This window comes from Sphingobacterium sp. UBA7625, assembly GCF_002484085.1.
Classification (GTDB): Bacteria; Bacteroidota; Bacteroidia; order Sphingobacteriales; family Sphingobacteriaceae; genus Sphingobacterium; species Sphingobacterium athyrii.
In genome coordinates this window covers 16,497-40,796 of the sequence record NZ_DLJD01000025.1, presented here as the reverse complement: position 1 = coordinate 40,796, position 24,300 = coordinate 16,497, and the positions used below count along the sequence as shown (strand labels likewise).

Below are 24,300 nucleotides of genomic sequence, written 5' to 3'. Positions count from 1 at the left end.
TTAATTGTAAACAGTTGAGGAAATAGCACTTTATGAATTAAAATAATTAGGTTATAAATAGGGTAGATAACGGTTAGTCCGATAGCTGTATTTCAAATGTTTTGTCCCAATTTTTTCCTGTTACAAAAAAGGTGTTTGATTTTTTATTGTAGGCAATTCCGTTCAGTACATCAAGATCGACGTGTTGTGTCACATTCTCTCGTAATTTAGACAGGTCCACTAAACCTTCTATGGCCCCTGTTTTCGGATTGATAATTCCCATGACGTCTTCCATAAAGAAATTAGCATAAATTTTCCCTTTTACCCATTCCATTTCGTTGATCTGATTGACGATTTTCTCATTTGTAGCAACACGGATATAATCAATTTTAGAAAAATTATTGGGATTTAATACATAGATGTTTTCTGAACCGTCGGACATATACAAATTTTTGCCGTCTGAGGTCAGTCCCCATCCTTCCATATTTTGGAAGTATGGTAGTGTTTTAATTGTCTTTAATGTTGCCATATCATAGACATAGGCGAGGTTGTTTTTGTAAGTCAATTGATATAATTTGCCATTTAATATGGTCGCACCCTCGCCAAATATTGAGTCGGCTAATTCGACCTTTTTGATCAGTTCTCCTGTCTTTGGATTCACAATACGGATACTTGACTTCCCTTTACTTCCACTTACCCCAACACCATTGCCAGTGCTTTCCATTAGGTTATCTCCGAAAAATTCTAGGCCTTGTGTAAATGCCTTGATGTCGTGCGGGTAGGTGTTTACAATACGATACGTTAAAATTTGAGGTGGGTTTGGAGGTAAAAAGTCTATGTTTACGGTGTTTTCTTCGGATTCTCCGTTGCTAAATACTATCGCTTTAATAATTTGTTTGCCAAATTTCTCTTGCGATAATCTATAGGTTATCCTCGTGTTTTCTAAAACTTTAGCAATTGGCTTATCATTGATATAATAGTGGATGGAATCAACTTTTAAATTAGGCGTCCTTGTAATCCGAAACGATAATTCTTCATTTGTTGTATAATCTTGTTTGATCCCTTCGAAACTAAAGTTCGGGTTATTTTTTGGTAAGGTATCTAAAGAAGGTGATGTCTTTTTTTTACCGTTTTCTCCGCATCCTATAAAAAGAGATGCTACTGTTAGCAAAAATAAGGAGGGAATCGTTTTCATTTTTAAAAAGCTTTAGAATAGTAAGATTTGTTTTATACCTGAGGTAAGATAAATATAATTTCAAAAGAAACCTAAATCATGGTCGGGGAAATATTAGGTATTGAATGAGTTGATTTTCTGCTTGAAGAAGTTTCTTTCTGTTATATTCCTCTTTGATTAAATCCAGGACGTTGTTTTAGCGATACAAAAAAAATGAGATTCTACTTTGGAATCAATATTCTTTATGTTTAAATTTTTCCAAAGTTTAATAAAATACGCTGTACGGTTTCTTCGGCCAAATAAGAGGACCTGGTTTTATTGAATGTATATTGGTATACTTTGGTGCTCCATTGATCAAAGTATGCTCAAATTTTTGAATATTTGGCGAATAATTGATTCCCATAGTGTAGACTTGGCATCTCTAAATATAGCGAAACTAAATGATTTAATTTGGATAGCGTTTTTTATCCGTCAAAACGTTAGTATGATGAGACTTGTTTCTAAAGAAACCTATAGTGGACTGTTTGAACTATTGTCCTGGTTTTGATTGTTATTGCGTTATGGATATCCGATATTTTTCAGGCACAAGTGGAATTCTGTTGCCGTATAAGAACAAGAGCTATTATCCGAATGATTTAAAGGATAAGAGCAGACTTGCTGTATACAGTCTATTGTTCAATTCTTTAGAGGTTAACAGCTCATTTTACAAGATACCCCGCAGTGAAACTGTTGGACGATGGTCTCTAGAAACGAATGATAACTTTCGTTTTACTTTTAAGCTTTGGAAGGGAATTACGCATCAAAAGAATTTAATGTTTGAACATAATGATGTTGTTAAATTTTTGGATGTCATTAGCGCTGTGGATAAAAAGAAGGGATGTTTGTTGATACAATTTCCTCCATCAACCACATTCTCTTCGCTAAGTCATTTAGATAAACTTTTAAGATGTATTGCAACGAATAGGCTAAGTTTAGGCTGGCATGTATGTGTTGAATTTCGGCATCAGTCTTGGTATTGCCAGCAAACAATGGCACTATTAAATTCTTATGGTATGAATCTGGTGCTACACGATAAAGATGCTAAGGGAATAGCCATACAGTACATTGGTAGTGATATGGTCTATATGCGTTTTCATGGACCCGAAGGTAATTATAAAGGAAGCTATGAAGATGACGTATTACATGAATATGGTGGTTATATCAAGGAATGGTTAGCTGAAGGAAAAGAAGTTTATGTATATTTTAACAATACTATCGGTGCCGCTATCGCTAATCTCAGAACATTAGAAGATTATATTAAACAATGATAATTTAGGAATGGTTTAAAATATACTCCCACGGATATATTCCTTTCCCATATAGCCATCCCAGCTTTCATGGTCACGCATAATGTGATGATAGACTGCCGCTAAAGCCTGTGCTTTGGTAAATAACGGGATACCTTTACGAATACAGTCATAATCTCCATAAATTCCATCAGAGTCATTCCATTGAAGCCACTCGAGTAATTCCTGCCGTTTCATGAGTGAAAGTCTGTCGAAAAGAGTTTTATCTTTTAAATCCAGTAGCTGATAACGCCAATCTTTTCGCTGTGATTCCATTGCCAGGATTTTTGGCAGTTGATAACCGATAATCTGTTTGATGAAAGATTCCATAAATTCAGCATTTAGTTGTTAAACATAAGTTGTATTGAGCCATTCGAAAAATTATTATATAGCTTTTTCGTATGATTTCGTAAGATCTCTCTATAAGTATATTCGACAGCCTTTGATTTGCAAAGTGGTTTTACGCCATTGTCCATGCATTTACGATCTGTGTAATTACCCTTTGGATTGTACCATTGCAACCAGTCAATAAGGACCTCCCGATCCATCACTTCAAGTCGTTGGCGTAAACCATTTATTTCGCTGTCTTTAAGCCGTTCTCGCCAGTCGGACCATATTGATCGTGATATGAATTCTCGGTTTGCTTTGAATTTATTTTCCATTGTGTTACTTATAAATTATTTTTTGTTTGACTTTATTTAAACGATCAGCTTGCTTATGATCGCATTCCCCAATTTACTTTTCATAAATAATGCAATTCGTTGTAATAATTCCGGGCTGACTTCAGGAACTTTTTCCAGATCCCGAATAAACCATTTTTGGATTACAGGATAATGTTTAATAACTGGGTCAAATTTTACTACTTCGGCTCTGGATGATTTCCCTTTAGGATCATAGTATGACCAAAGTACAATAAAGATAGTATCAGGATCCTCATCGGGATAGGGGGTATGGAAGCGAACAATATCGCCAACATGCAATTCCTTATTGTCATATCTTTTTGCCTGTTCCATAAAGACGTTGTCTAAAATTGATAGTCAAATATACTAAAAATATTAGTTTTAAAAAATTTTATTTATTTTTTTTTGCTAAGTATATTAATGGTGTTCAAAGGAGCTGATTAGCATTTTTTTTATGCTAATATGTCAATGTGTTTTTATTTGCCTGCTTGAGCGATCGTGTTAAAAATAGTTGCAGCGCTGATCTATCGCGTAGATGGTTTCTCTCTTAGGGAAACCATCTACGCGATAGATATTAAAAGGCGGAGTACAGAGGTTATTCTGCATTAATACAAAAGAGAAGGTTGTTTGTGCGTATGATAACCTTAAGGAAGCGATAGAATCAGTCTTTTAAAAAAGAAACAAGGGGCTTGATAAATCGCTCGAAAGCTTCAATATGAGGTAAATGTCCAACATTGTCGAGTTCAACGAGTTTTGATCCCTTGATTTTTTGTTGTGTTTCCTTTCCTAAATGCTGATATAATCCCATTTTTGCGGCCACTTTTGGATCTTTAACACTAGCTTTGCCAATGGCTGTTCTATCCCTTGTACCAATGATGAGTAGGGTGGGTGTTTTGATATATTGAAATTCGTAGACAACAGGTTGGGTAAAGATCATGTCTGATGTCTTTGCGTTCACCATGGCAACAATGGGATAATCCTTAGCTTTTGTCCAGCCCGTGAGTAGGTATACCCATTCATCATATTCTGGCTTCCAATTGTTATCGTAGTAAAATCCCTTTTGGTATTTTTTTGTAGATTCATACCCCGCTTTTAATTCCGTTTGAAAATTTTGGTCAATGGAAGTGTAGGGAGCGACAAGTTTCCAGTCTTCGAGTCCAATGGGATTTTCTAAAATAAGTTTTTTAACAGTCTCAGGATACATCAATGTGAATCGGGTAGCAAGCATCCCACCCATGGAATGTCCAAGTAAATTGATCTTATCAATACCTAATTTGTCTAGCAGTGCTTTTGTGTTTTCAGCCAGTTGCTGAAAGCTAAACTGATAATCTGCAGGTTTCGAGGATTTACCAAATCCGATCTGGTCAGGCACAACAACGCGATATCCTGCTGTATTTAAAGCTTGGATGGTTGTTTCCCAGTACGCTCCGTTAAAATTTTTGCCATGAAGCAGCAATACTGTTTGACCATTTGGCTTTTGTGACTTGACATCCATATAGGCCATCTTTATTTCTTCTGTTTGACTTTTGAGCGACAGATAATTTACTTCATAGGGATATTGATAGTTGTTGAGCATAATATCCAGCACAGGACGATCTGTCTGCGCTTTGGACAGCGAATGAACAAAGATGAGTAGCAATAGAGAGAACTGTTTGGTCAATAATTTCATTTATGTATGCTTAAGATTCAAGTAATCAATTCGGCAACTTTATTTTATAAACACGATAGGGTAATTCAACCCGGTCTACGCCATTGTTCCATTGCGGATCTCTGGATAGTTGTGCACATGAAAAGTAAAGATAACCATTACCATCTATACCCAAAGAATCGGGCCATAACAATCTGGGGTCCTGTGTCAATAGATGAATTTGTCCGTCCGGACTCAAGTATTTGATACTGTAATCCATTGAGGTGGTCAAATAAATATTACCGTTCCGGTCAGCAAGCAGGCCATGTGTAACACCTACATTTCCCATGTTTTCTACTTTGCTCTGTAACTCTTGTTGGGAGAGTTTCACATCCGAAAGATACTTTGTTGCGACGCGATATAGGTGATTTTTATTGATCGGTTTAAAGTAAAAGTAATTAAAATCATGACTTAGTGCTATTCCGTTCACATGGGAGAGGAATGGAGCGCCGTTCTTATTGCGCATTTCTATACCCGAATAGGAGATAACAACTTCGGGATCCGCTAATGTGAAGGAGCTTTTTTCCAGTACTTTTCGGCTATTTCCCGTTTGGAGGTCAAGGACAATGATTGCCGCCTGTCCTGGGTCTGAAAGATACGCCAGATTTTTTTGTATATCAATGCGGACATCGTTCAAACCCGATTTCGTTTTGTCCAGGTCATCAAATGTGTAGATACGCATGACCTTATTGTTTTTTGTGTCGATTTTTAGGAGTTTGAATTGTCCAGTGGGAGCTGCCCCATCTGGACCGAAAATGGACCCCGAAGTTGATGGTTTGGAGTCTAATACCCATAAGTCATCGGCTGCATCTACAAATATATCCTGAACATTTACAAAATGGGAATCTTCGTTCCCTTGTTCATTCCATGTTTGGTTCGGGTAGGGGATGGGTTTGCCATCGATGATTTCTGTCAATGCATACTGATAGTCTTTGTTCAGTTTAGGAAATGAGACGAATAGTCTGTTTGTTGAAGTTGCGCTAACTCCTATGGGACGATAAGAGTCAAAAGATGCCGCAACTTCCAGTTTTGGATCGAGTGCGAGTTTGTCTTGTGCTTGCATTTTAAAGCTTAACAGATGGACGGATAGGATAAAAAATGTAAGTTTTTTGAACATATCAGGTATTTATTTAAGATCTGGTCATTGTGCCGAATAACGATAGTGGTTTTTAAAAAACGAATACTCTTTTTTATAACTTCATTTTCTGCATTATTGTTTTAAGAGATGCATTGAATGGAGACTTTGTTGGTCTACCTTATTCATTAAGAGCAGGTCTGTTTTCATATGTTATCTCAATGGAAGAAATAATTTAATTAAATTATTTCTGATCGGAATTATCCGGTCTTTACTGCCATGGATATGGATTAAGTTGTTGGGGATAGTCTTGTTTTTCCAATTTATGATCTGATTGATTGCCCAAGTCAGAAATTCAGCATCTGTATCTCTTAATATTTGTTTAAGCATCATTTTATCCTCTTTTAAATGGATGCCAAATAAATAATTTGATAACCCAGTGTGTAATTTTAGCAATGAGTTAGGGATACATTTATGAAGATTGATCAAACCAATAACTTTATAAAGTTTAGGAAGTTCGTTGTCGGCTTTGGCTGAAGCGAGCAATATGACCTGTTTTACATCAATAATTTTAGCAATTTCCATGGCAATCATTCCGCCAAAAGATAATCCTATAATTATGGGATGTTCGGTCGTAATTTTAGCGCATAATCGTCGTGCATAGCTAGAAATTGATTCTGTTGAACTTGGAGAGATCCATTCCAGATAGGTAACTTTTAGACCCTTAAAATTTATTTTGTTGAATACCCTTCGGTCTACACCTAATCCACTAAGTATATAAATATGGGTATCGGACATGATGATCGGTTTAAAAGCATTTTCACTGCAATTTATTAATAATGTGCTGATATCCAAAGTTAAAAAAATATTAAACTAAGGAATTTTATATGATTTCTTTAAAAAAAAGCAAGATACCCAAAGACGAGTGGATATCTTGTTTTATCCATAAAAATGAATATTCGTCTTTTATGGATTTTTAGCGCACTTAGATCATTGATCTATTTAAGACAAAGTTGCTAAGCTTCTGGCCTCAAAGATAGACAAGTCTCCGAATTGTTCTGCTTGAACTTTCTTTACCCAATTCGGATCTTGCAAAATTGCCCGACCCACAGCAACCAAATCAAAGTCCCCTCTTTCATATCGACGTACCAATTCATCCAGTGAAGCTGGGGATGACTTAAATTCTGAATTTGTAAATACTTCACCAAAATCTTTGTCAAGTCCTACCGAACCTACCGTTATTGTCGGTTGACCAGAGACCTTTTTCAGCCATCCGGCAAAATTTAAATCGCTGCCCTCGAATTCTGGTTCCCAATAACGTCGTTGACTTCCATGGAAAATATCTACACCGGCATCAACTAATGGTAAAATCCAATCTTCCATCATCTTTGGGGTAGGGGCTAATCTTGCCGTATAATCCTGCTGTTTCCATTGTGATAGTCTGATGATAATTACAAAGTCAGGTCCAACGGCTTTTCGCATTGCCTTCACTACTTCGACGGCAAATCTGGAACGCTCCTTTATCGTTTCACCACCGAATTCATCTGATCTGTGGTTCATTCCCTCCCAAAAGAATTGATCAATCAAGTAACCATGTGCAGCATGTATTTCGAAGGCATCGAAACCTAGCTCTTTTGCAGCTTTTGCAGCATCGGCATACGCTTGGATAGTATTTTCTATATCCACTAAAGTCATTGTGTCGGGACTTTCAAAAGCCGCCGGTGGAGTCCACTGCATTGGCGTATACCCTACATGCCATAGTTGAGGAGCTATTTTACCTCCTTTTGCGTGGACAGCCTCGACAATGTTTTTCCAGCCTTTCAATGCCTGGTCTCCATAGAAATTTGGAATGTCCTTTAAGTTTTTTGATGCGGGCCGCTCGATGACGGTTCCCTCGGTTAGAATCAAACCAACGTCTCCCGCTGCCCGCCGTTCATAGTAACCTGTAACGACATCTCCAGGGATTCCGTCAACAGAAAATGCTCGTGTCATGGGAGCCATGACGAAACGGTTTTTTAATACAAGATTTTTGTATTGGAATGAACTAAAAAGTGTTTGTATGCTCATTTTTTATATCATTTACGAATTTCTTTACAAATATATTTTAAATAGTATATTTTTGTAACCATTAATAGTGCAAAGTAGTTACCTTTGTGTAACTATCAAATGTTTTGACGATGAAAAGAACTGATTTTAAGAATTGTCCATGCGCGATGCAACGCTCTATGGGAATTTTGGGAACAAGATGGAAGCCCATTATTATATACACGCTAAGAGATCGGAAAGCCCGATTTGGACAACTCGATGCATTGATCGAAAATATTTCAAGAAAAGTACTGACATCCTCGTTAAAAGAATTGGAGGAAGATGGCATTATTTTGAGAGAAGAATTTAAAGAGTTGCCTCCTCGGGTAGAATATTCGCTGACTCAAAAAGGGAAGGCACTTATTCCAATTATGTGTCAGTTAGCGAAATGGAATGAGGAATATTATGCAGAAGGAATCTCCATTTGATAGCAAATCAATTTGATTTCTCATCAAATCGCTTTGTTTGGCCATCAACATCCTTTAGCGTAATACCAGAGATTTGAATCACCATCATCATCGATGATTTTTATCCAACCTTGGATGATGCGTTCAATATTGTCCTTGTCATCAAGGTCAGTTTCACAAGGATGTTCTCTATATTTTGTCACCTTGACTTTACACCATTGTCCCTTTATTTGATTGGATAGTTTGATTTCGAATAGATCTCCTCGAATGGCTTCAATAATATCGCTTGAGGTATTAGGTTCTTTTCTGATTCGAAGTCCCGGGACTTTCGCATAATAACCAAGTACTTTTTCATTTTCTTCCAATAGAAAATTAATCCATGGCCTCGCTGAAAAGTACATATTGTTTAGTTCTTTAACCGAAATCCAATAATTTCCCATTTCTGTTAGAATACGAATGAAACCGTCCCGCTTTTCATAATATGGAATAGCGTAAACTTCATTGCCAATTAATTTGAAATTATCTGTCGTAAGTTTCTTTTTGTCATCGGCTGTTGCCAAAAAAATGAAATATGGTGATTGATTGTCGTCTTCCCTGATCTCCATCTTTAATTTTCCGATTACTTTTCCATTTGGCATATCGTATAGTTTAAATCCGTTTTTTGGGGATAGAATGCAACAATATTTGCTCGTATAGCGTAAAGTGTCTCCGGTAGGAAGAAGAAGACCAGCCTCCTTGGTTTGTGCACTTAGAAAAAATGGTGCTATAGATAAGGTAAGGAGATAAATCCTATGGAGCAATCTTAACATTTAATAGAATTTTGTTATACGAGTTGTTTCTTAAAGTTTTCTATTTTTAGGTTAAGTGCCGTTAAAAGTTCTGGGTTAATGACACCATTGTTCAGATCAAAATTCTCATAGAATTTTGGCAGGGAAAAGGTTTCTTTGATGATAGCACCAAATTGTGGAAAGAATTTTTGTGCCTCGGCCATCACATTTCCGCCGCCATAACCGCCTGGAGAGGTGGTCATTAATAACATTGGTTTGTCTTGAAACACCTTGACATTTATTCGGGAAGCCCAGTCGAAAACATTCTTAAAAGCAACGCTATAGGAGCGGTTGTTTTCCGCCAATGAACAGATAATAATATCGCTTTTGGTAATATTATCCAGAAAATGATGTGCTTCTTCCGGAAAACCATTTTTTTCCAAATCGACAGAAAAAATAGGCATATTATAATCGTTTAGATCAATCAGGTTGATTTCATGGTTACCAAAACTTTTTAGAACAAACTTGACCAATTGTTTATTGATCGAAGTGGAGGAATTGCTTCCGGCAAAGGCAAATATTTTCATGATATATTTTTGTATAGTTGTCTATAGTCTAAATTTACCGAATTTTTAAATAAGATAATTCGTTATTTCATTATTCGCTCATACGTATTAGACAATACAACGAAAGGTCGATATCTCCTTTTAAAAAAAGGAGTAGCGTCATAGGTCATATTTTATCCTCTTGGATAGCTTATTCTACAGTGGGAATGAAGCAAAATTATGATTATTGCTGATAGCGTATTGAAATTAGAATGTTGTTTTCTGGCACGTTAGTATTATCTATTTTCTTTAAAAATTGAATACATTGGGATATCATAATATTTGCCATCTTTCTTTAGGTGCTGTTTTAATACGGCCTCTTTTTTCATTCCTATCTTGCCTAGAACTTTTCCAGAAGCTGGGTTATGAGGGAAATAAGTCGCAAATATTTTGTTGAAATTCAGTTGGTTGAAACCGTAGTCAATCACAGCTTTCGCAGCTTCAGTGACATAGCCTTTATTCCAGTTTGGAATGCCTATCCAATAACCTAATTCGGCTTTATCCGAGCCTTCATCGTGAAGTCCTATGGCACCGAGCAATTTTCCTTTTTTTTCTCGAATTGCAAAGGTGATTCCTTTACGGTTTTGAAAGCTTTCGGTTGATAGTTTCAGCCAAAACTCAGCATCTTCCTTCCGATACGGGTATGGAATATTCGACGTATAATCGGAAAATACTTTTTCCTGAAGATATAATACAATCTGTGGAATATCTTCCACTGTTATTTTGTCGAGAATAAGTCTTTCAGTTTCTAATCTTGGAAAGTCGTTCATCCTTTTGGTATTATAAAATGGTTGTAAATAATAGATTAAGAAGATTTTATGTTTGAAAAAAAAATAAATGTCATTTTCTGGTTACTTAAAACATTACAAACTAAATAAAAGAACAATAAAGTCGTGTTTTAGTTTAGCCATGCTAATGGTTCTCCATTAATTCAAGTTTTTTGCCAGCTGCTCATCAATCCTTTGCCTAACTTCAACACGTTCTCATTCTTCCATATGAAAGTATTGACTGTCTCGTTTTGCCAGATGCGGTGTATAAACTAGCTAAATGACTATCTACATAGCTAAAGTAATGGATGGAGTTGCTTCCGTTTTGAACTTGTGGTTAATCGATGAATTTTAGATCTTTTAGTTTCTGTAATATGAGATTATCCACAGCAGAAGTTCTGTTCTTATCAGCAAAACTGATCCATTCAAAGCGCTCTATTTCGTTGGAAGCTGTCAAAATACCGGTAAATTCGGCAAAGTAACAGGACATCTGTACGATAACATTCTTTCCGCGCCCATCAGCCGCAGCTTCAAAAGTGCCAAAAAATCTGACAGAATGCTCGATAATATCTACATTTAACTCCTCACGGATTTCTCTCCTTAGACATATTATATCAGTTTCACCATGTTCTCTTTTTCCGCCGGGGAAATAAAGTTTGTCTTTACCTTTTGACTGTGTACTTAAGATTTTCTTATTAGAAATGTGAATTAATGCGACCTTATCAATGATATTATTGTCCATTTGTATTATTTAATTATTGAAGATAACAAAAAATCATTCGAAAGAATTTTCTCAGATTAAAGATGGGGCGAGTAAAGTGTAATTTGATAACTTTGAGCATATTTATGAATACTATAAAAGACGGTCTAAATATCAAGAAAAATGGAGCAACATTTACCCCTGTATTGCTTGCTGAATTTTTGGCGGAAAAAATACTAAAATACAATACTAAAGATTCTGTCAGTGTGTTAGATCCTTCTTGTGGGGATGGAGCCTTATTACTTAGCATTGGAAAGGAATTGGTCTCGAATAAAATAACTTTTGAGTTGAGGGGTGTTGATATCAATTATAATTACTTGGGTAAGGCAGAGACAAGGCTTGAAAGTCACTTTGGCGAATCGAGATACCAGGTTCAGTATGCTGACTTTCTGGAAAGTATTTCCTTTGATGATACCCGTTTTGGAACGTCTAATGGTATTTCCATGGATATGAATCAATGTGCTGATATCATTATTGCCAATCCGCCTTACGTAAGAACGCAGTTATTAGGCGCGGACTATGCTCAGCAGATATCCAAAAAGTATGGACTTAAAGGGAAAGTGGATTTGTACTTTCCATTTATTAAGGCGATGACATTTGCTTTAAAAGAGGGGGGGATTTTGGGTGTTATTACATCAAACAAATATTTGAATACAAAAAGTGGAGAAAGTATCCGGGAATTTCTGAGGGAGAATTATGAGATATTGGAAATCATAGATCTGGGCGATACAAAATTATTCGATGCTGCAGTATTGCCGGCTATATTCATAGGAAGAAAAACACGTACCCATAACACGGAAAGTTGCCAGTTCTTTAAAATTTATCAAGACTTTAATAGAAAAACGAAGCCAGGAGGTAAAAAAATGTCAATTTATGAGGCATTGAAAAATAACTATGTTGGCAATTTTAAACACAATGAGAATTCCTATCTATGTACATCTGGTACTGTAAAATTTGATTCATCCAATAAAAGCAACTGGATTTTGCTCGATTTGAGGGAAGAGGAATTTGTGCGCAAAATCGAGGCGGCTTGTTTTTCCAGAGTAAGAGATCATTTTAAAGTAAAAATAGGCGTCAAAACAACCGCCGATAAGGTGTTTATTCGTAAAGATTGGGGTGCTTATGATATCATTGAGCCAGAGGCAGAATTAATGTATGATTTGATATCACAAGAGAACATTAAAGCGTGGGGGGCACCTAAAACAGATTTAAGAATACTATATCCTCATTTTGATAACAAGGGTAAACGTAATCGAATAAATCTAGAGGATTATCCTAGGACAAAAGAATATTTGCTCAGTAATTTCGAAGTACTAAATAACAGGCACTATGTTTTAAAATCTGGGCGCGGCTGGTATGAAATCTGGGTTCCCCAGAACCCGGCTCTCTGGAAACTTCCCAAAGTTGTATTTCCGGATATTAGCATTGAGCCCCGATTTTGTTTTGACTCCAGTGGTAAATTGGTGAACGGAAACTGCTATTGGATGGCGGCGACAAACGAGAACGATCTTGATATTCTTTTATTCATTCAGGGCGTCTGTAACTCTAGATTAATGAATTATTATCATTCACTGATGTATAACAATAAACTCTATGCTGGAAGAAAACGTTATTTTTCTCAATATATTGAAAACTATCCTCTCCCTAGATTCTCCAGTGCAAACTTTCAGGCTGTAGTTGCCCTTGTTAAACAACTGAATAATAGTGAAACCTTAGATAAATGCGATCTGGAAAATAAACTGAACAAATTAATTAATGAGGCATATGGACTTTGTAGGGATTTCTTTTAACGAAGACCAGTGTCTACTCCAAAAGTTATTTTTTTTGGAGTTTTTATCTTGATCTTATATATTTGCAGACCTTTCAAAATAGAAGTGGAAAATTGCGCCTATAGCTCAGTTGGTTAGANNGGTTAGAGTAGAAGACTCATAATCTTTTGGTCCCTGGTTCGAGCCCAGGTGGGCGCACTTCTTTTCTACGATCAATGAATTCAATATATTTTGGTTTCTCTACTTTCTTATTTTTCGCGCGGTATCATAGAAATATTGGTTTCTTTTCATTTGGCGCTTTGTCAACAACAATAAAATCAAAGGTATCCCTTTTCGTCTGTAGGCTATAAGCTGTTACTTCATTGCTGACTACTTGTTTTTGTTGAGCAGAACATAGATAATGGATAAATATAAATAATATTAAAATTTTAAATTTCATCTTTTGTGTAATAGATTAGCCGAACTCCCTCATGTCCGGTCTTTAAATATAGATATTTTTCAAGAATTGATCTATATGTACAGGATCTATAGGGTCTGAACCTAAATTGAAGTCTGAGCATAATACTATGATTTAAATTAACTAACTTAGCTATTATCTTTGGCAGCGAGGCTCGGAACATTCCCTAGCGAACTAGAAAAATGAACCGGCTTTGAGCCACTCGCCCCCGGCTTTCGGGGGCTTGTTTTTAATTTTTTAGCGCATCGGGATGTGTAAATTGGAAAACAGGCGGTAGAAGCCAATTGTCACTATATGATGTGTTGGAAAAGCTGGTGATAAACAACAAGTAATGATAAAATTCTTAAAAACAAAAGGTACTCTTTTCTTAATCCTTGGGATATTAGGGTTTATCGGTGTTGCCGTCACGGTTACAATATTGGGTACTGGACACTCTGCTCCCGATAAATTAATGGCGATATACATTGGGATATTCGGATTAATTCCAATCCTGCTGTTGCTTATTATCGATCGTATCTGCGTCTGGAAATTTGGGCCGGCTAAAGTAAATAAAATAGAAGTGTATGTGCTAACTGCATTCATTTTACTTTTCGTCTTAAACTGGATCCGTCTACAATTGCAGATCTAAGATAGTTTATTGTGGATGGGATACGCTGTTTGATCTGCGATAATTGGCCTATTTGACAAACGGACACGGCTTCGGGCAATATTAGCACAGTGCATATGATATTGGGTAGTCAGATGCATTGTTCACTTACGGCATATTAAATCCCTTGCTGATTATGTTGCATAATCTTTTCATATTGACAGGAATTATTATCTGGAATGCTTTGAATACAATATCCCGTTTATTTTCTGTTCGAGAGATTGAACGTAAACGGGATATAAATGTTAAAGGTACTTGTAAGGCTAATGCATTGTGGGGTAATATTATCTTGGATAAATTACATGTTTACTTTATAGCGAATATTGATCGCCAATTGTCCCACGAAAGCTGCTGTTCTACTCGTGTTGTTTAGTTCCGCCATTGTCTCGGCACCATTGATCACGATGTCCTTTAAATCGGGCTGATCGTCCTTAGAAGTTGTCTCTTTGAAAAATTGAACGGCCTGTCCGAGCTCATAGCTATTTGCAATAGCTTGACTTAAGGTATCCTGTAGATCGTCAGGCATGGTCATCAATTGAAATTTTTGGCTAGTAGTCAGTGCGAAATTTGCTTCCATCCAAGATAGAAAATTTCGACGAATAGCATTTGTTTCAATTGCTAATAAACTTGCTGGCAATGCCAAGATTCGAAATTGTACTTTGGCTACGCCATGGTTGTTGAATTGTTGTTTCATTATTTGAATTCATTATATTACAATATCTCAAAATTTTATTATAAATTATCTTTTTTTTACTTAAAAATATGATAACACGACAATGAAATGTAGGTTATTGATTAGTTAAACCTCCATAAAGCAACGAATATTGATCTAAAATAGCAATTATTAACGGTTTGTCCTTCAGTCTTGGCTTGGAAGAATGTTATGATTTTGTTAATTACTTTGTAAATATTATCGTTTGTGTGTTCCGCTGTTTTATAATTTCGATATTATTTATTATATTGGTATACTTTTGTAAGTAATTTATTTAATTTTGTTGTCCTAACCAGATTATTTCGGAGAAACGTCATGAAATCTATCGTTTATTTTTTTTGCTCGCTGATGCTGTCTATTGTTTTTAATTTGAAAACAATATCGTTTCAAGGTTTTTTGGAACGATCAGATCAGTTTAAATATTGGATTTTGGTTGTCATAATGATCTGTGTTTTTTGGATTGGGGCAACAATGGTATCACTTGTGCTTAATCTGCCAACATATTGGAGTGTACCTTATATGCGTGAACGAATAGGGGAGCCTGCAAAAAACATTCCCGGTCTTGATATTATCCTGCATTTTATCGCTTTTTTTTCGCTCCTTTTAGTGTCTGTTTTTCCATTTTTATTATTGTATGTCGCGATTATCTTCGTTTATAGCCAGTCTTCGGTTGAACGTTCGGTTCTTTTTGAGCTTCATATGCAAATCTATGGAATACGCTATGCTACTATTTTTGTATCATACAGCCTGATGGTGTATATGTGTGAAAATTGGTCACTACTCTATCATTCCATTGGCCAACGGCAGAATTTGGCTGTTTTCTATAACAGACCACTTATGCAGGTTGTAAGCAATGTGAGTTCAGAGAAAGAATTAGCTGTTTCTGGGCAAATGGTAACACAGAGAAGACCTTTGATAAAAAAAAGACCGACTTTTGAACAATTTGAACAAACTGCACCGATCGTTTCGTTAAATGAATCCTGGAAAATAAAAGAAAATGGCTTAAAGAAGAAAGAGCAATTCTATGGAATGGACATCGACAACATCGACGTCTATCTATTGGCTGACCTACTGGCTAAAAGGGGAGAGCTTGTCCAACAGATCAACCTGCAACAGCTGCGATTTGTTGATCTTGTTGCAGTCTACACTACAGCAGAGACCAAATGCATTATCTTGCGTAACGGAACAATATTGGACTGTCCGACAATTTTCGATCAGCTAAAAAAGGCTGGCATGGAAAACTGGCTTGTCAAAATATCAAAAAATTATGCAATAAATATGTTCTTTGTGCAATATCCGATCAAACGTGTGGCAGACGACCTGAAGCTGCAGCCCTTTATTGAGAAGATGTTGCTGCAAAATATTCGACAGGAGCAGCTTAATGAAATACTGCGGACTGGAAAAGGGCTTAGGGGGCATCAAGTAAAACTTTTCTTAAACAATCAAGAGGATTACTCCCGTATTGGCTGGGATACGCCTATTAACATCTAGATAACATCGGACCTCATTAATATAAGAACTTTTATTTATAGCTTTTGGTTATTCTGTTATGCCTGCTGGTGTAACGGTTTTTTATTTTAAGAAAATTATCTATTTTTGTCTCGATAGATCATTAATGTTATATCTTTTTAAACATAGAGTCATGTAATGCTGTACCAAATATATGGGGATACGTAATCAGATGGGAGAAATACCCAAACTGATTGCTGCTATACCTGTGTGTTTAAATCAACATTATTCACTTTAGTTTAAAAAAATGGAATCAACAAAATATGGTCGCACCTATCATTTTCCTTTTTCACCCGGGACAAGTAGCAACGATCGTTTTAATTATGAATACTGGAAGGATATTCAATCTTTCTCAGATTTACTTTACACCGAAAAATTGGATGGCGAAAACAACTGCCTATCCAGGCGGGGGGTATTTGCCCGGTCGCATGCGGCACCGACAACATCTCCTTGGACCGCGCGGTTGCGTGAACATTGGGGACGCTTAAAGAATGATTTAGGTAATCTGGAGTTTTTTGGTGAAAACCTTTATGCGGTACATTCAATCGAGTATACGCAATTGGAACATTATTATTATGTGTTTGCCGTTCGGGTTAAAGATACTTGGCTTTCATGGGAGGAAGTAAGCTTCTATGCAGCTTTGTTTGATTTGCCTTTGGTACCGTTGTTGAGGTCTGAAAAGGTAGCAGACATACAACAGATAATGCAATTGGAAGAAACTGTTCAAAATCTAGCTTCCCAGCCTTCGGTGTTAGGCTCTATCGATCCAAGACAGGGCACCGAATGTACCTCAGAAGGTCTAGTCTGTCGGAATGCGGATGCTTATCCAGTTTCCAGGTTTCAACATAATGTCTTTAAGTATGTGCGAAAAGGACATGTACAGACGGATGAACATTGGACAAAATCCTGGAAAAGAACAAAGCTTATTTGGGAAAGGAGAATTAGCTAGATGGAATGGAAATTAACAGCAGATAAAGACTGGTTGAAATTGGAAAAACAGTTTTCCTGGGTAGCGGACATGCAGAATGTTCCGCAGGATCCCGTTCATCACGCAGAGGGGAATGTTGCTATCCACACGCAATTGGTACTTGAGCAGTTACAACAATCCAGTGACTACAGGGGGCTTAATAGGCAACGGCAGGAGCTACTTTGGACAGCGGCATTGCTGCATGATGTCGAAAAACGATCTACCACATCGGTAGACGGAAAAGGAAGGGTCAGTTCGCCTGGTCATGCGCGGAAGGGGGCGCAGACAGCACGTCAAATTTTGTTCCGTGATGTGGAGACACCTTTTGCCCTTCGGGAAGAAATCGTAGGGCTGGTCCGGTATCATGGACTGCCGTTGTGGCTGATGGATAAAGTTGATCCAATGCGTAGCGCCTTGGAAGTATCATTGCGGGTAAATATGCCCGAGTTGAAACTGTTGGCTGAAGCCGACGCCAAAGGGCGAATCTGTCGGGATCAAACCGCATTACTTGATGTATTAGAGCTTTTTGAACTGTATACAAGAGAAATTGGTTGTTGGTATTCACCACGATCTTTTGCGACACTGAATGCACAATTTACTTACTTCAACAAAGCGGACGGTTATGTGGATTATGTTCCTTTTGATAGGTTCAGATCTCAGGTTACTATGCTAGCTGGATTACCGGGGATGGGTAAAGATCATTATGTAACTAATCATAATGAGGATATCCCTGTCATTAGTCTAGATGATATTCGTCGTAGATACAGTATAGATCCAACAGATAGAAAACGGAACGGCTGGGTAGTGCAGCAAGCAAAAGAACAGGCAAAGATTTATTTGCGCAGGGGACAGGATTTTATCTGGAATGCAACTAATATTACAACATTAATGCGTCAACAGTTGATCGATTTGTTTGTTAGCTATCAGGCCTATGTTAAATTGGTCTATATTGAAAAACCGTACAGCCAATGGCGTTTGCAAAATCGGAATAGGGCCTATCCTCTCCCGGACGTAGTATTAGATAAAATGCTCCACAATTTGGAAGTCCCGCAGCTGACAGAGGCACACGAGGTACTTTATTTGGTTTAATAATGAGGAAATAAAAGAAGTCTGATGTAAAAATAACCTTGTGAGATTAGTTACAAAAATCATATCACCTCAGGTTGTTTTTGGTGAATGCAATTGGAGGTGAAATTTTGATTATCAAATAAATTAAAATGTATTGGAAACATTTAGAAAACATTTAGAGAAATTTATCCAAATTGATGATAATACATTTGAAATAATATCAAAGTACTTTGATGTTATTTCAATAGCTAAAAAAGAGAACTTGCTAGAAGAGGGGAGAGTCTGTCGATATCACTACTTTGTATTGAAAGGAATATTGCGTAAGTTTTTTGTCAATGAAAAAGGTGTAGAGCAAACAACAGAATTTGCGATTGAAAACTGGTGGCTTACAGATAATATGGCGTATGAACATAAGCTTGTTAGTTCCTTCTATATTCAAGCTGTCGAAAAATCAGAGATTTTATATATCAGTCAAGAAAATCAAGAGAAATTGATGCTAGAATTTCCTATAATGGAACGCTATTTTCGTTTTGTGTATCAGAGGGCTTATGCAGCTGCGCAAATGCGTGTTAAATACCTTTTTTCATTGCCTAAAGAACAGTTTTATCGCGACATGCTACGTAAGTATCCAGACTTTGTGCAACGTGTACCGCAATATCTTATTGCATCTTTTCTAGGTTTTACTCCAGAATATCTGAGTGAAATTCGAAAAAAAATTGGTTCTTAAAATATACAATCGGCTTAAAAAAACAATTTGCAAACTAATAGCATTGATTCGAATCTGTTATCCGGTAAGGTAGCGTTTGAAAGTAAAGATTATGTTCTTTTGAATAATTCTTGACTAAATTATTGAATTTTTCAATAGCCTTTTCTTCAGATCTAGCAAAGCAATGGAGGTTGATTTCCAACGGTCTTTCGGAAGTAGCTTCTTCTATACGCAGTTTTCCAACTTCGGAAAGAACCACTGCAAATGAAGTTTTACAGATCTCTATTTCTAATTTGTTGTCAATCAACTGGGACGAAATACTGTAATAAGAATCGTTATTTTGGATTTCATCTTGGAATGGATCTAAAAGCGTCGTTACGATGGAACGATAGCCATATTTCGCATTGCCAAAAAAATGGTCGATATATTCCTGTGCTTTTTCATAGGTAGAAAAAACACCCTCTAGATTGGTGAATACATCCGGATCTTCTTTAATCTCTTTTGAAACTACTGTATATACCTTAATGGGGGTGGTTGTCATATTTTATAATGCTACTGTCTATACATGTAAGTAAAGTTTTTCTGCAAAAAAACTAATTTGAAATTCTATCATTGATATGCTCAAGGATAAAATCGTCTTTTTAAAATAAAAAAATTTCCTTTGTCTACTTTGTAGCCTATTTGGAATATATGTTTGTGCTTTAAAGTTGTGTATAATTTTCGTTTTCTCCAAATTTTTTACTGATTGTTTTTATTTTATTTTTTAAAATTGAAGAACATCCCAGTATTGCCAAACTCCCTCCAATATAACTTTGAAAAGGTAAAATCGTGAAAAAATTATAGAGGTGATCTAATCAGCAGGAAGCATGCGCTAAAAATAGCTAGTTTGGGTTTTAATTGAGTTACTTTAAATTTTGGTAGAAAAAGTGCTAACCCCAATCGAAATTGGGGACACGGAGAAGATTAAAGTTATCGAGTAATTGAAGTTTTGGCCGAAATTCTGGTGGTTAAACTTAGCAGATGATTTCTAACAATAGAATTAATTTTATGGGAATTTAAAAGTTTGATTAAGTTTGTAATAGAGAAAATTCTTTTTTTGAACGAAGATATATGAATAATTTTATTTGTAAAAATTGTGGTGTAGAACATACTGAATTGCCATCCTTAGCGTTTAATGCCCCCTTTCACTATGATATATTAAACTCTGTGGATAAAGAAAAATTTACGGATAAAGATGATGATTTTTGCGTGATTCACCACGAAGACCAGATAGATTATTTTATTCGTGCAGTTTTGCAGGTTCCGATTTTGGGCCATGATGAAACTTTGGATTACGGTGTCTGGGTTTCGGTGAGTAATGAAACGATGGACGAATACCGCCTAATGTTTGCAAATAAAGAAGCCGAGGAAAAAAACTATTTTGGGATGCTCAGTAATGAAATAGAGGATTATGAAACCTCAACAATTGGCCTTTATATGCAGGTTGTTACCCAATTAGATGGATACCGTCCGCTATTGATACCTTACGATTCGGAACACCACTTGGTACAGGATTGGTTAAATGGTATCCATAGGGATGAAGCTATGTTACGGGTTAATTCAGTTTTGTAGGCCATAAAACTAAATCCGTTTTTTGTTCATGCGTATTGCTTAGATGTAAAACTGTTTTTAGAATTTGGTTATTTTTTGGAGATAGACCTATCTACACGTTAGGTATCTCACCTCCCAGTTTTATGCGGTATTTTTATATGCAACCTATAGGCTTTCCTTCCGCCATTAGATTTTTTGATGTTTCAAACGTTTTCGTAAATAAATCGTTCAACTTGGTTCATTTGACCTATATTAATTAATATATTGTTTTATTAAAGCAATTGGATAAATAACCATAAGGTAAAGACAGCGCACCCATCTCCTGGATTGAAAGGGATTAAATTATACAATAGTTTTAGCATCCCAATATTGAAAAATAGACNNCCAATATTCAATAAATAAACCGAGCATACGAGCTCAAGAAGTAACTATCACAATGAAGAGAAACACAATATTTAAGTCTGTCTTGATGGCAGCGATGGTTGGAAATTCAATTTTATCGCATGCGCAGATAAATAAGGATACGGAAGGGTGGACAGACCTTTTTGATGGAAAAACGTTGAATGGCTGGAAATCTGTAGGCGGAAAAGCTCCTTATTCTATTGAGGGAGATGCAATCGTGGGGCGAATGACGAAAGGTACTCCCAATTCATTTTTGATTACCGAGAAAGAATACGGTGATTTCATATTGGAACTGGATGTTAAGCTCGAAGGTAGTCAAACAAATTCAGGAATCCAGACTCGGAGTCATCTAGACCCTAAAGCTAATGATGGGCGTGGTAGAGTGTACGGAAGACAAGTGGAGATAGACCCCTCATCCAGAGCGTGGACAGGTGGTATCTATGATGAGGCACGTCGTGGTTGGATCTATCCCTTAGATCTCAATGAAAACGCTAAAAAGGCATATAAAGCTGAAGAATATAACCACATTAGAATCGAAGCGATTGGCGATGAGCTGCGTACTTGGATCAACGATGTACCCGTTTCTTATGTAGTGGACACAATTGACAGGACAGGCTTCATCGGACTACAAGTACATAGTATCCCCTCAGAATTAGATGGAAAGAAGGTCTATTTCAAAAATGTTAAAATCAAGACAAGCGATCTAAAGTCAAAAGGTTTTCCGAAGGAAGTCTATATTGTCAATTTAAAACCAAATGAAGTCACTGATGCCGAAAAGAAAAAAGGAGTTAAGCTTTTATTTGACGGAAAAACAAATAATGGATGGCGCAGCATCCATGGGAATAAATTTCCTGATCGCGGCTGGGAGATTAAGGATGGGCAATTGACAGTTTTGAAATCTGATGGCGGTGAGTCTACTAATGGCGGTGATATTGTAACAAAGGATAAATACGCCGTATTTGATCTATCTTTTGAATTTAAGCTGAGCCCCGGGGCCAATAGTGGTGTCAAGTATTTTGTAACATTAAAAGAAAAGTCTAAAGGATCGGCTATTGGTCTTGAATACCAAGTGCTCGACGATGACTTGCATCCCGATGCGAAGTTAGGAAGAGATGGCAATCGTACTTTAGCCTCTCTTTATGACCTCATCACATCAAATAGGGATGGACGTGCGCGGAGACCGATAGGCGAATGGAATAGGGGAAGAGTAGTGGTGACAGCCGACAATAAAGTTGAACACTATCTGAATGGAATTAAGATGCTGAGTTACGAAAGAGGATCGAAGGAGTTCAAGGACCTTGTTGCTATCAGTAAATATAAGGACTGGGATAACTTTGGTGAGGCAAAAGAGGGATTTATCCTATTGCAAGATCACGGAGATAAGGTTTCATTTCGCAGTATAAAGATTAATACACCAAACTAAGCTTAGAGTTTATGAACCATTATTTATCACGCAGAAGCTTTGTTAAACAATCTGTTATTGCAGCTGGTGCTGTAATGTTATCGAATAGTGTCCTGGGGAAAGTCAATCTGGCAACACCAAATGAACGGGTCAATTTGGCCTGTGTGGGTTTGGGGAATAGAGCGGCAGATATTATAAAAGAACTTTATAAAACCGGACTTTGTAATATTGTTGCATTATGCGATGTTGATCTGGGTGCGAAGCAAACGCACGAAATTCTGGCAATGTTTCCTGATGCACCAAAGTTTAAAGATTTTAGAGTTATGTTTGATAAAATGGGAAGTCAGATCGATGCGGTTAGTATTGGGACACCTGATTTTTCCCATTTTGCGATAACGATGTTAGCTCTCGATCTTGGAAAACATGTCTATGTGGAGAAGCCAATGGCGCGAACATTCCTCGAAGTTGAATTAATGGCCAATAAAGCCAGGAAGAACCCAAAGCTTGTAACACAAATGGGAAATCAGGGACATTCCGAAGCAAATTACTTTCAATTTAAGGCTTGGAAGGAAGCCGGAATAATTAAAGATGTCACTCGGATAGATGCACATATGAACATGCCGCGGAGATGGCATGGATGGGATGTGAATATGAAAGGATTTCCTGCCGCTGAAATAATCCCGGAAACTTTAGATTGGGAACTATGGCAAATGCAAACACTAGGTCACAACTATAATAAAGATTTTGTGAATGGCCAATGGCGTTGTTGGTATGATTTTGGGATGGGAGCTCTTGGTGATTGGGGAGCACATATATTAGATACTGCGCATGAATTCTTGGATCTTGGGCTACCAACCGAAGTCAGTGCCGTTAAACTTGATGGACATAATTCGTATTTTTTTCCCATGTCTTCGACACTTAAATTTCATTTTCCCAAACGGAAAAGAATGCCTGCTGTTGACATTAATTGGTATGATGGGTTAAATAATTTACCACCTATACCAGATGGTTATGGAGTTTCGGGATTGGATCCGAATATTCCAGCTCCTAGTACAGGTAAATTGGAACCAGCAAAATTAAACCCCGGAAAAATTATTTATGGAAAGGATCTGACGTTCAAAGGTGGTTCTCATGCAAGCATTTTGCAAATCATTCCCGAAGCGAAAGCAAAGGAAATGGAATCCCGTCTTCCAGAAATTCCAAACTCACCGTCTAATCATTTTACTAACTTCTTAAAAGCGTGTAAAGGAGAAGAAAAAACAAGGTCTGCTTTTGAGATCGCCGGACCTCTGAGTCAAGTATTTTGTCTGGGAGTAATCGCCCAGCGTTTAAATACCAAATTGATCTTTGATCCCACAAAAAGGGAGATCAGTAACGATAAATTTGCCAATGCACTGTTGGCAGGACCGCCCCCCGCAAGAGGCTGGGAGCAGTATTATAAAATGTAAACTGCTCATTTTGATTTATAAAAAAAGCGGGGGATATTTAATTTATACCTCGCTTTTTGTTTATTGGACTTTTATCGAGGAGCTAACTTTGTTTACTATGACGTTAAACGCCACAGTATTCAAATGCATTGTATTGCATGAGACAAATCGGATGTATTTTGATCTATCTTGATGGAAATATGAGCTATTGTAAATATTTTTGTTAAAATGCCTTAGGATAGTTATGATAACTAGTATCTGGCCTGACTAATGGGAGGAAAAAGGGAGTAAAAAATGGATTTAGATACAAACAAAAAAGGTTTTCAAACGGGGA

25 protein-coding genes and 1 tRNA gene are annotated in these 24,300 nt (G+C 36.8%); 12 read left to right on the top strand and 14 right to left on the bottom strand.

Going from position 1 to position 24,300, the window contains the following annotated elements:
* Positions 1-73: 73 nt before the first annotated feature.
* Entirely contained in the window at positions 74-1,174 is a 1,101-nt protein-coding gene (locus B4G94_RS09925; RefSeq protein WP_286858642.1) for a glutaminyl-peptide cyclotransferase, read from the bottom strand.
* A 539-nt stretch (positions 1,175-1,713) separates the two neighbouring features.
* On the opposite strand from B4G94_RS09925, the gene B4G94_RS09920 reads away from it, so the two are divergent.
* Positions 1,714-2,460 (top strand): DUF72 domain-containing protein, encoded by a 747-nt coding sequence (locus B4G94_RS09920; protein ID WP_286858640.1) that lies wholly within the window; start codon positions 1,714-1,716, stop codon positions 2,458-2,460.
* A 15-nt stretch (positions 2,461-2,475) separates the two neighbouring features.
* On the opposite strand, the gene B4G94_RS09915 is transcribed toward B4G94_RS09920, so the two are convergent.
* From B4G94_RS09915 to B4G94_RS09885, 7 genes are all read right to left on the bottom strand, one after another.
* A complete protein-coding gene (locus B4G94_RS09915; RefSeq protein WP_108633083.1) occupies positions 2,476-2,808 on the bottom strand; it encodes a hypothetical protein in 333 nt (110 codons plus the stop codon).
* 11 nt (positions 2,809-2,819) lie between these two features.
* Entirely contained in the window at positions 2,820-3,140 is a 321-nt protein-coding gene (locus B4G94_RS09910; RefSeq protein WP_108633084.1) for a hypothetical protein, read from the bottom strand.
* Between the two features lie 36 nt (positions 3,141-3,176).
* The gene (locus tag B4G94_RS09905) at positions 3,177-3,491 is read right to left on the bottom strand and encodes a hypothetical protein (RefSeq protein WP_286858637.1); all 315 of its coding nucleotides are present in this window, start codon (positions 3,489-3,491) and stop codon (positions 3,177-3,179) included.
* A gap of 328 nt (positions 3,492-3,819) precedes the next feature.
* The gene (locus tag B4G94_RS09900) at positions 3,820-4,827 is read right to left on the bottom strand and encodes an alpha/beta fold hydrolase (protein ID WP_286858635.1); all 1,008 of its coding nucleotides are present in this window, start codon (positions 4,825-4,827) and stop codon (positions 3,820-3,822) included.
* Between the two features lie 25 nt (positions 4,828-4,852).
* Positions 4,853-5,962, bottom strand: coding sequence for an L-dopachrome tautomerase-related protein (locus B4G94_RS09895; protein ID WP_286858633.1), 1,110 nt, complete (start codon positions 5,960-5,962; stop codon positions 4,853-4,855).
* A gap of 171 nt (positions 5,963-6,133) precedes the next feature.
* Positions 6,134-6,718 (bottom strand): alpha/beta hydrolase, encoded by a 585-nt coding sequence (locus tag B4G94_RS09890; RefSeq protein WP_286858631.1) that lies wholly within the window; start codon positions 6,716-6,718, stop codon positions 6,134-6,136.
* Between the two features lie 204 nt (positions 6,719-6,922).
* Positions 6,923-7,987, bottom strand: a complete 1,065-nt coding sequence (locus tag B4G94_RS09885) for an NADH:flavin oxidoreductase (protein ID WP_286858629.1) — start codon at positions 7,985-7,987, stop codon at positions 6,923-6,925.
* Between the two features lie 110 nt (positions 7,988-8,097).
* On the opposite strand from B4G94_RS09885, the gene B4G94_RS09880 reads away from it, so the two are divergent.
* On the top strand, positions 8,098-8,433 hold the full coding sequence (locus B4G94_RS09880) for a winged helix-turn-helix transcriptional regulator (protein ID WP_206531783.1): 336 nt from the start codon (positions 8,098-8,100) through the stop codon (positions 8,431-8,433).
* 44 nt (positions 8,434-8,477) lie between these two features.
* Here B4G94_RS09880 and B4G94_RS09875 read toward each other — a convergent pair whose 3' ends face one another.
* From B4G94_RS09875 to B4G94_RS09860, 4 genes are all read right to left on the bottom strand, one after another.
* Positions 8,478-9,221 (bottom strand): hypothetical protein, encoded by a 744-nt coding sequence (locus B4G94_RS09875; protein ID WP_286858626.1) that lies wholly within the window; start codon positions 9,219-9,221, stop codon positions 8,478-8,480.
* 14 nt (positions 9,222-9,235) lie between these two features.
* Entirely contained in the window at positions 9,236-9,766 is a 531-nt protein-coding gene (locus tag B4G94_RS09870) for an NADPH-dependent FMN reductase (RefSeq protein ID WP_286858624.1), read from the bottom strand.
* Positions 9,767-10,020: 254 nt separating this feature from the next.
* On the bottom strand, positions 10,021-10,554 hold the full coding sequence (locus B4G94_RS09865) for a GNAT family N-acetyltransferase (RefSeq protein ID WP_108633095.1): 534 nt from the start codon (positions 10,552-10,554) through the stop codon (positions 10,021-10,023).
* A gap of 334 nt (positions 10,555-10,888) precedes the next feature.
* Positions 10,889-11,293, bottom strand: a complete 405-nt coding sequence (locus B4G94_RS09860; protein ID WP_286858622.1) for an NUDIX hydrolase — start codon at positions 11,291-11,293, stop codon at positions 10,889-10,891.
* A gap of 104 nt (positions 11,294-11,397) precedes the next feature.
* Between B4G94_RS09860 and B4G94_RS09855 the strand changes: the two genes are divergently transcribed.
* The 3 genes from B4G94_RS09855 (at position 11,398) to B4G94_RS09845 (ending at position 14,165) form a co-directional block, all read left to right on the top strand.
* Positions 11,398-13,101: an Eco57I restriction-modification methylase domain-containing protein gene (locus B4G94_RS09855; protein WP_286858621.1), complete on the top strand. Its 1,704-nt coding sequence runs from the start codon at positions 11,398-11,400 to the stop codon at positions 13,099-13,101.
* 94 nt (positions 13,102-13,195) lie between these two features.
* Positions 13,196-13,278, top strand: a tRNA-Ile gene (locus B4G94_RS09850).
* 590 nt (positions 13,279-13,868) lie between these two features.
* On the top strand, positions 13,869-14,165 hold the full coding sequence (locus tag B4G94_RS09845; RefSeq protein ID WP_165308213.1) for a hypothetical protein: 297 nt from the start codon (positions 13,869-13,871) through the stop codon (positions 14,163-14,165).
* Positions 14,166-14,481: 316 nt separating this feature from the next.
* Here the strand turns inward: B4G94_RS09845 and B4G94_RS09840 are convergent, their stop codons facing one another.
* Positions 14,482-14,877: a hypothetical protein gene (locus B4G94_RS09840; RefSeq protein ID WP_108633099.1), complete on the bottom strand. Its 396-nt coding sequence runs from the start codon at positions 14,875-14,877 to the stop codon at positions 14,482-14,484.
* Positions 14,878-15,414: 537 nt separating this feature from the next.
* On the opposite strand from B4G94_RS09840, the gene B4G94_RS09835 reads away from it, so the two are divergent.
* The 4 genes from B4G94_RS09835 (at position 15,415) to B4G94_RS09820 (ending at position 19,166) form a co-directional block, all read left to right on the top strand.
* Positions 15,415-16,386 carry a hypothetical protein gene (locus tag B4G94_RS09835; protein WP_286858620.1) on the top strand — a complete coding sequence of 324 codons (972 nt, stop codon included), beginning with the start codon at positions 15,415-15,417 and terminating at the stop codon, positions 16,384-16,386.
* Positions 16,387-16,651: 265 nt separating this feature from the next.
* Positions 16,652-17,353, top strand: coding sequence for an RNA ligase family protein (locus tag B4G94_RS09830; protein WP_108633101.1), 702 nt, complete (start codon positions 16,652-16,654; stop codon positions 17,351-17,353).
* The gene (locus B4G94_RS09825; RefSeq protein WP_286858618.1) at positions 17,354-18,460 is read left to right on the top strand and encodes an AAA family ATPase; all 1,107 of its coding nucleotides are present in this window, start codon (positions 17,354-17,356) and stop codon (positions 18,458-18,460) included.
* 133 nt (positions 18,461-18,593) lie between these two features.
* Entirely contained in the window at positions 18,594-19,166 is a 573-nt protein-coding gene (locus tag B4G94_RS09820; RefSeq protein ID WP_286858616.1) for a Crp/Fnr family transcriptional regulator, read from the top strand.
* A 34-nt stretch (positions 19,167-19,200) separates the two neighbouring features.
* On the opposite strand, the gene B4G94_RS09815 is transcribed toward B4G94_RS09820, so the two are convergent.
* Complete coding sequence (locus B4G94_RS09815; protein WP_108633104.1) at positions 19,201-19,686, bottom strand: hypothetical protein; 486 nt, start codon at positions 19,684-19,686, stop codon at positions 19,201-19,203.
* A 569-nt stretch (positions 19,687-20,255) separates the two neighbouring features.
* Between B4G94_RS09815 and B4G94_RS09810 the strand changes: the two genes are divergently transcribed.
* The 3 genes from B4G94_RS09810 (at position 20,256) to B4G94_RS09800 (ending at position 23,987) form a co-directional block, all read left to right on the top strand.
* Positions 20,256-20,756 carry a DUF2199 domain-containing protein gene (locus B4G94_RS09810; RefSeq protein WP_286858613.1) on the top strand — a complete coding sequence of 167 codons (501 nt, stop codon included), beginning with the start codon at positions 20,256-20,258 and terminating at the stop codon, positions 20,754-20,756.
* 415 nt (positions 20,757-21,171) lie between these two features.
* On the top strand, positions 21,172-22,560 hold the full coding sequence (locus B4G94_RS09805) for a 3-keto-disaccharide hydrolase (RefSeq protein ID WP_286858612.1): 1,389 nt from the start codon (positions 21,172-21,174) through the stop codon (positions 22,558-22,560).
* An 11-nt stretch (positions 22,561-22,571) separates the two neighbouring features.
* Positions 22,572-23,987 carry a Gfo/Idh/MocA family oxidoreductase gene (locus B4G94_RS09800; protein WP_286858611.1) on the top strand — a complete coding sequence of 472 codons (1,416 nt, stop codon included), beginning with the start codon at positions 22,572-22,574 and terminating at the stop codon, positions 23,985-23,987.
* Positions 23,988-24,300 lie beyond the last annotated feature (313 nt).

Excerpts from the sequence above, each read along its gene's own strand:
- B4G94_RS09860 (WP_286858622.1), bottom strand. The coding sequence starts at position 11,293 with ATGGACAATAATATCATTGATAAGGTCGCATTAATTCACATTTCTAAT.
- B4G94_RS09890 (WP_286858631.1), bottom strand. The coding sequence starts at position 6,718 with ATGTCCGATACCCATATTTATATACTTAGTGGATTAGGTGTAGACCGA.
- B4G94_RS09830 (WP_108633101.1), top strand. The coding sequence starts at position 16,652 with ATGGAATCAACAAAATATGGTCGCACCTATCATTTTCCTTTTTCACCC.
- B4G94_RS09840 (WP_108633099.1), bottom strand. The coding sequence starts at position 14,877 with ATGAAACAACAATTCAACAACCATGGCGTAGCCAAAGTACAATTTCGA.
- B4G94_RS09835 (WP_286858620.1), top strand. The coding sequence starts at position 15,415 with ATGCGTGAACGAATAGGGGAGCCTGCAAAAAACATTCCCGGTCTTGAT.
- B4G94_RS09810 (WP_286858613.1), top strand. The coding sequence starts at position 20,256 with ATGAATAATTTTATTTGTAAAAATTGTGGTGTAGAACATACTGAATTG.
- B4G94_RS09815 (WP_108633104.1), bottom strand. The coding sequence starts at position 19,686 with ATGACAACCACCCCCATTAAGGTATATACAGTAGTTTCAAAAGAGATT.
- B4G94_RS09865 (WP_108633095.1), bottom strand. The coding sequence starts at position 10,554 with ATGAACGACTTTCCAAGATTAGAAACTGAAAGACTTATTCTCGACAAA.
- B4G94_RS09920 (WP_286858640.1), top strand. The coding sequence starts at position 1,714 with ATGGATATCCGATATTTTTCAGGCACAAGTGGAATTCTGTTGCCGTAT.
- B4G94_RS09805 (WP_286858612.1), top strand. The coding sequence starts at position 21,172 with ATGAAGAGAAACACAATATTTAAGTCTGTCTTGATGGCAGCGATGGTT.
- B4G94_RS09910 (WP_108633084.1), bottom strand. The coding sequence starts at position 3,140 with ATGGAAAATAAATTCAAAGCAAACCGAGAATTCATATCACGATCAATA.
- B4G94_RS09905 (WP_286858637.1), bottom strand. The coding sequence starts at position 3,491 with ATGGAACAGGCAAAAAGATATGACAATAAGGAATTGCATGTTGGCGAT.
- B4G94_RS09925 (WP_286858642.1), bottom strand. The coding sequence starts at position 1,174 with ATGAAAACGATTCCCTCCTTATTTTTGCTAACAGTAGCATCTCTTTTT.
- B4G94_RS09915 (WP_108633083.1), bottom strand. The coding sequence starts at position 2,808 with ATGGAATCTTTCATCAAACAGATTATCGGTTATCAACTGCCAAAAATC.
- B4G94_RS09800 (WP_286858611.1), top strand. The coding sequence starts at position 22,572 with ATGAACCATTATTTATCACGCAGAAGCTTTGTTAAACAATCTGTTATT.
- B4G94_RS09895 (WP_286858633.1), bottom strand. The coding sequence starts at position 5,962 with ATGTTCAAAAAACTTACATTTTTTATCCTATCCGTCCATCTGTTAAGC.
- B4G94_RS09875 (WP_286858626.1), bottom strand. The coding sequence starts at position 9,221 with ATGTTAAGATTGCTCCATAGGATTTATCTCCTTACCTTATCTATAGCA.
- B4G94_RS09870 (WP_286858624.1), bottom strand. The coding sequence starts at position 9,766 with ATGAAAATATTTGCCTTTGCCGGAAGCAATTCCTCCACTTCGATCAAT.
- B4G94_RS09825 (WP_286858618.1), top strand. The coding sequence starts at position 17,354 with ATGGAATGGAAATTAACAGCAGATAAAGACTGGTTGAAATTGGAAAAA.
- B4G94_RS09845 (WP_165308213.1), top strand. The coding sequence starts at position 13,869 with ATGATAAAATTCTTAAAAACAAAAGGTACTCTTTTCTTAATCCTTGGG.
- B4G94_RS09880 (WP_206531783.1), top strand. The coding sequence starts at position 8,098 with ATGAAAAGAACTGATTTTAAGAATTGTCCATGCGCGATGCAACGCTCT.
- B4G94_RS09900 (WP_286858635.1), bottom strand. The coding sequence starts at position 4,827 with ATGAAATTATTGACCAAACAGTTCTCTCTATTGCTACTCATCTTTGTT.
- B4G94_RS09885 (WP_286858629.1), bottom strand. The coding sequence starts at position 7,987 with ATGAGCATACAAACACTTTTTAGTTCATTCCAATACAAAAATCTTGTA.
- B4G94_RS09855 (WP_286858621.1), top strand. The coding sequence starts at position 11,398 with ATGAATACTATAAAAGACGGTCTAAATATCAAGAAAAATGGAGCAACA.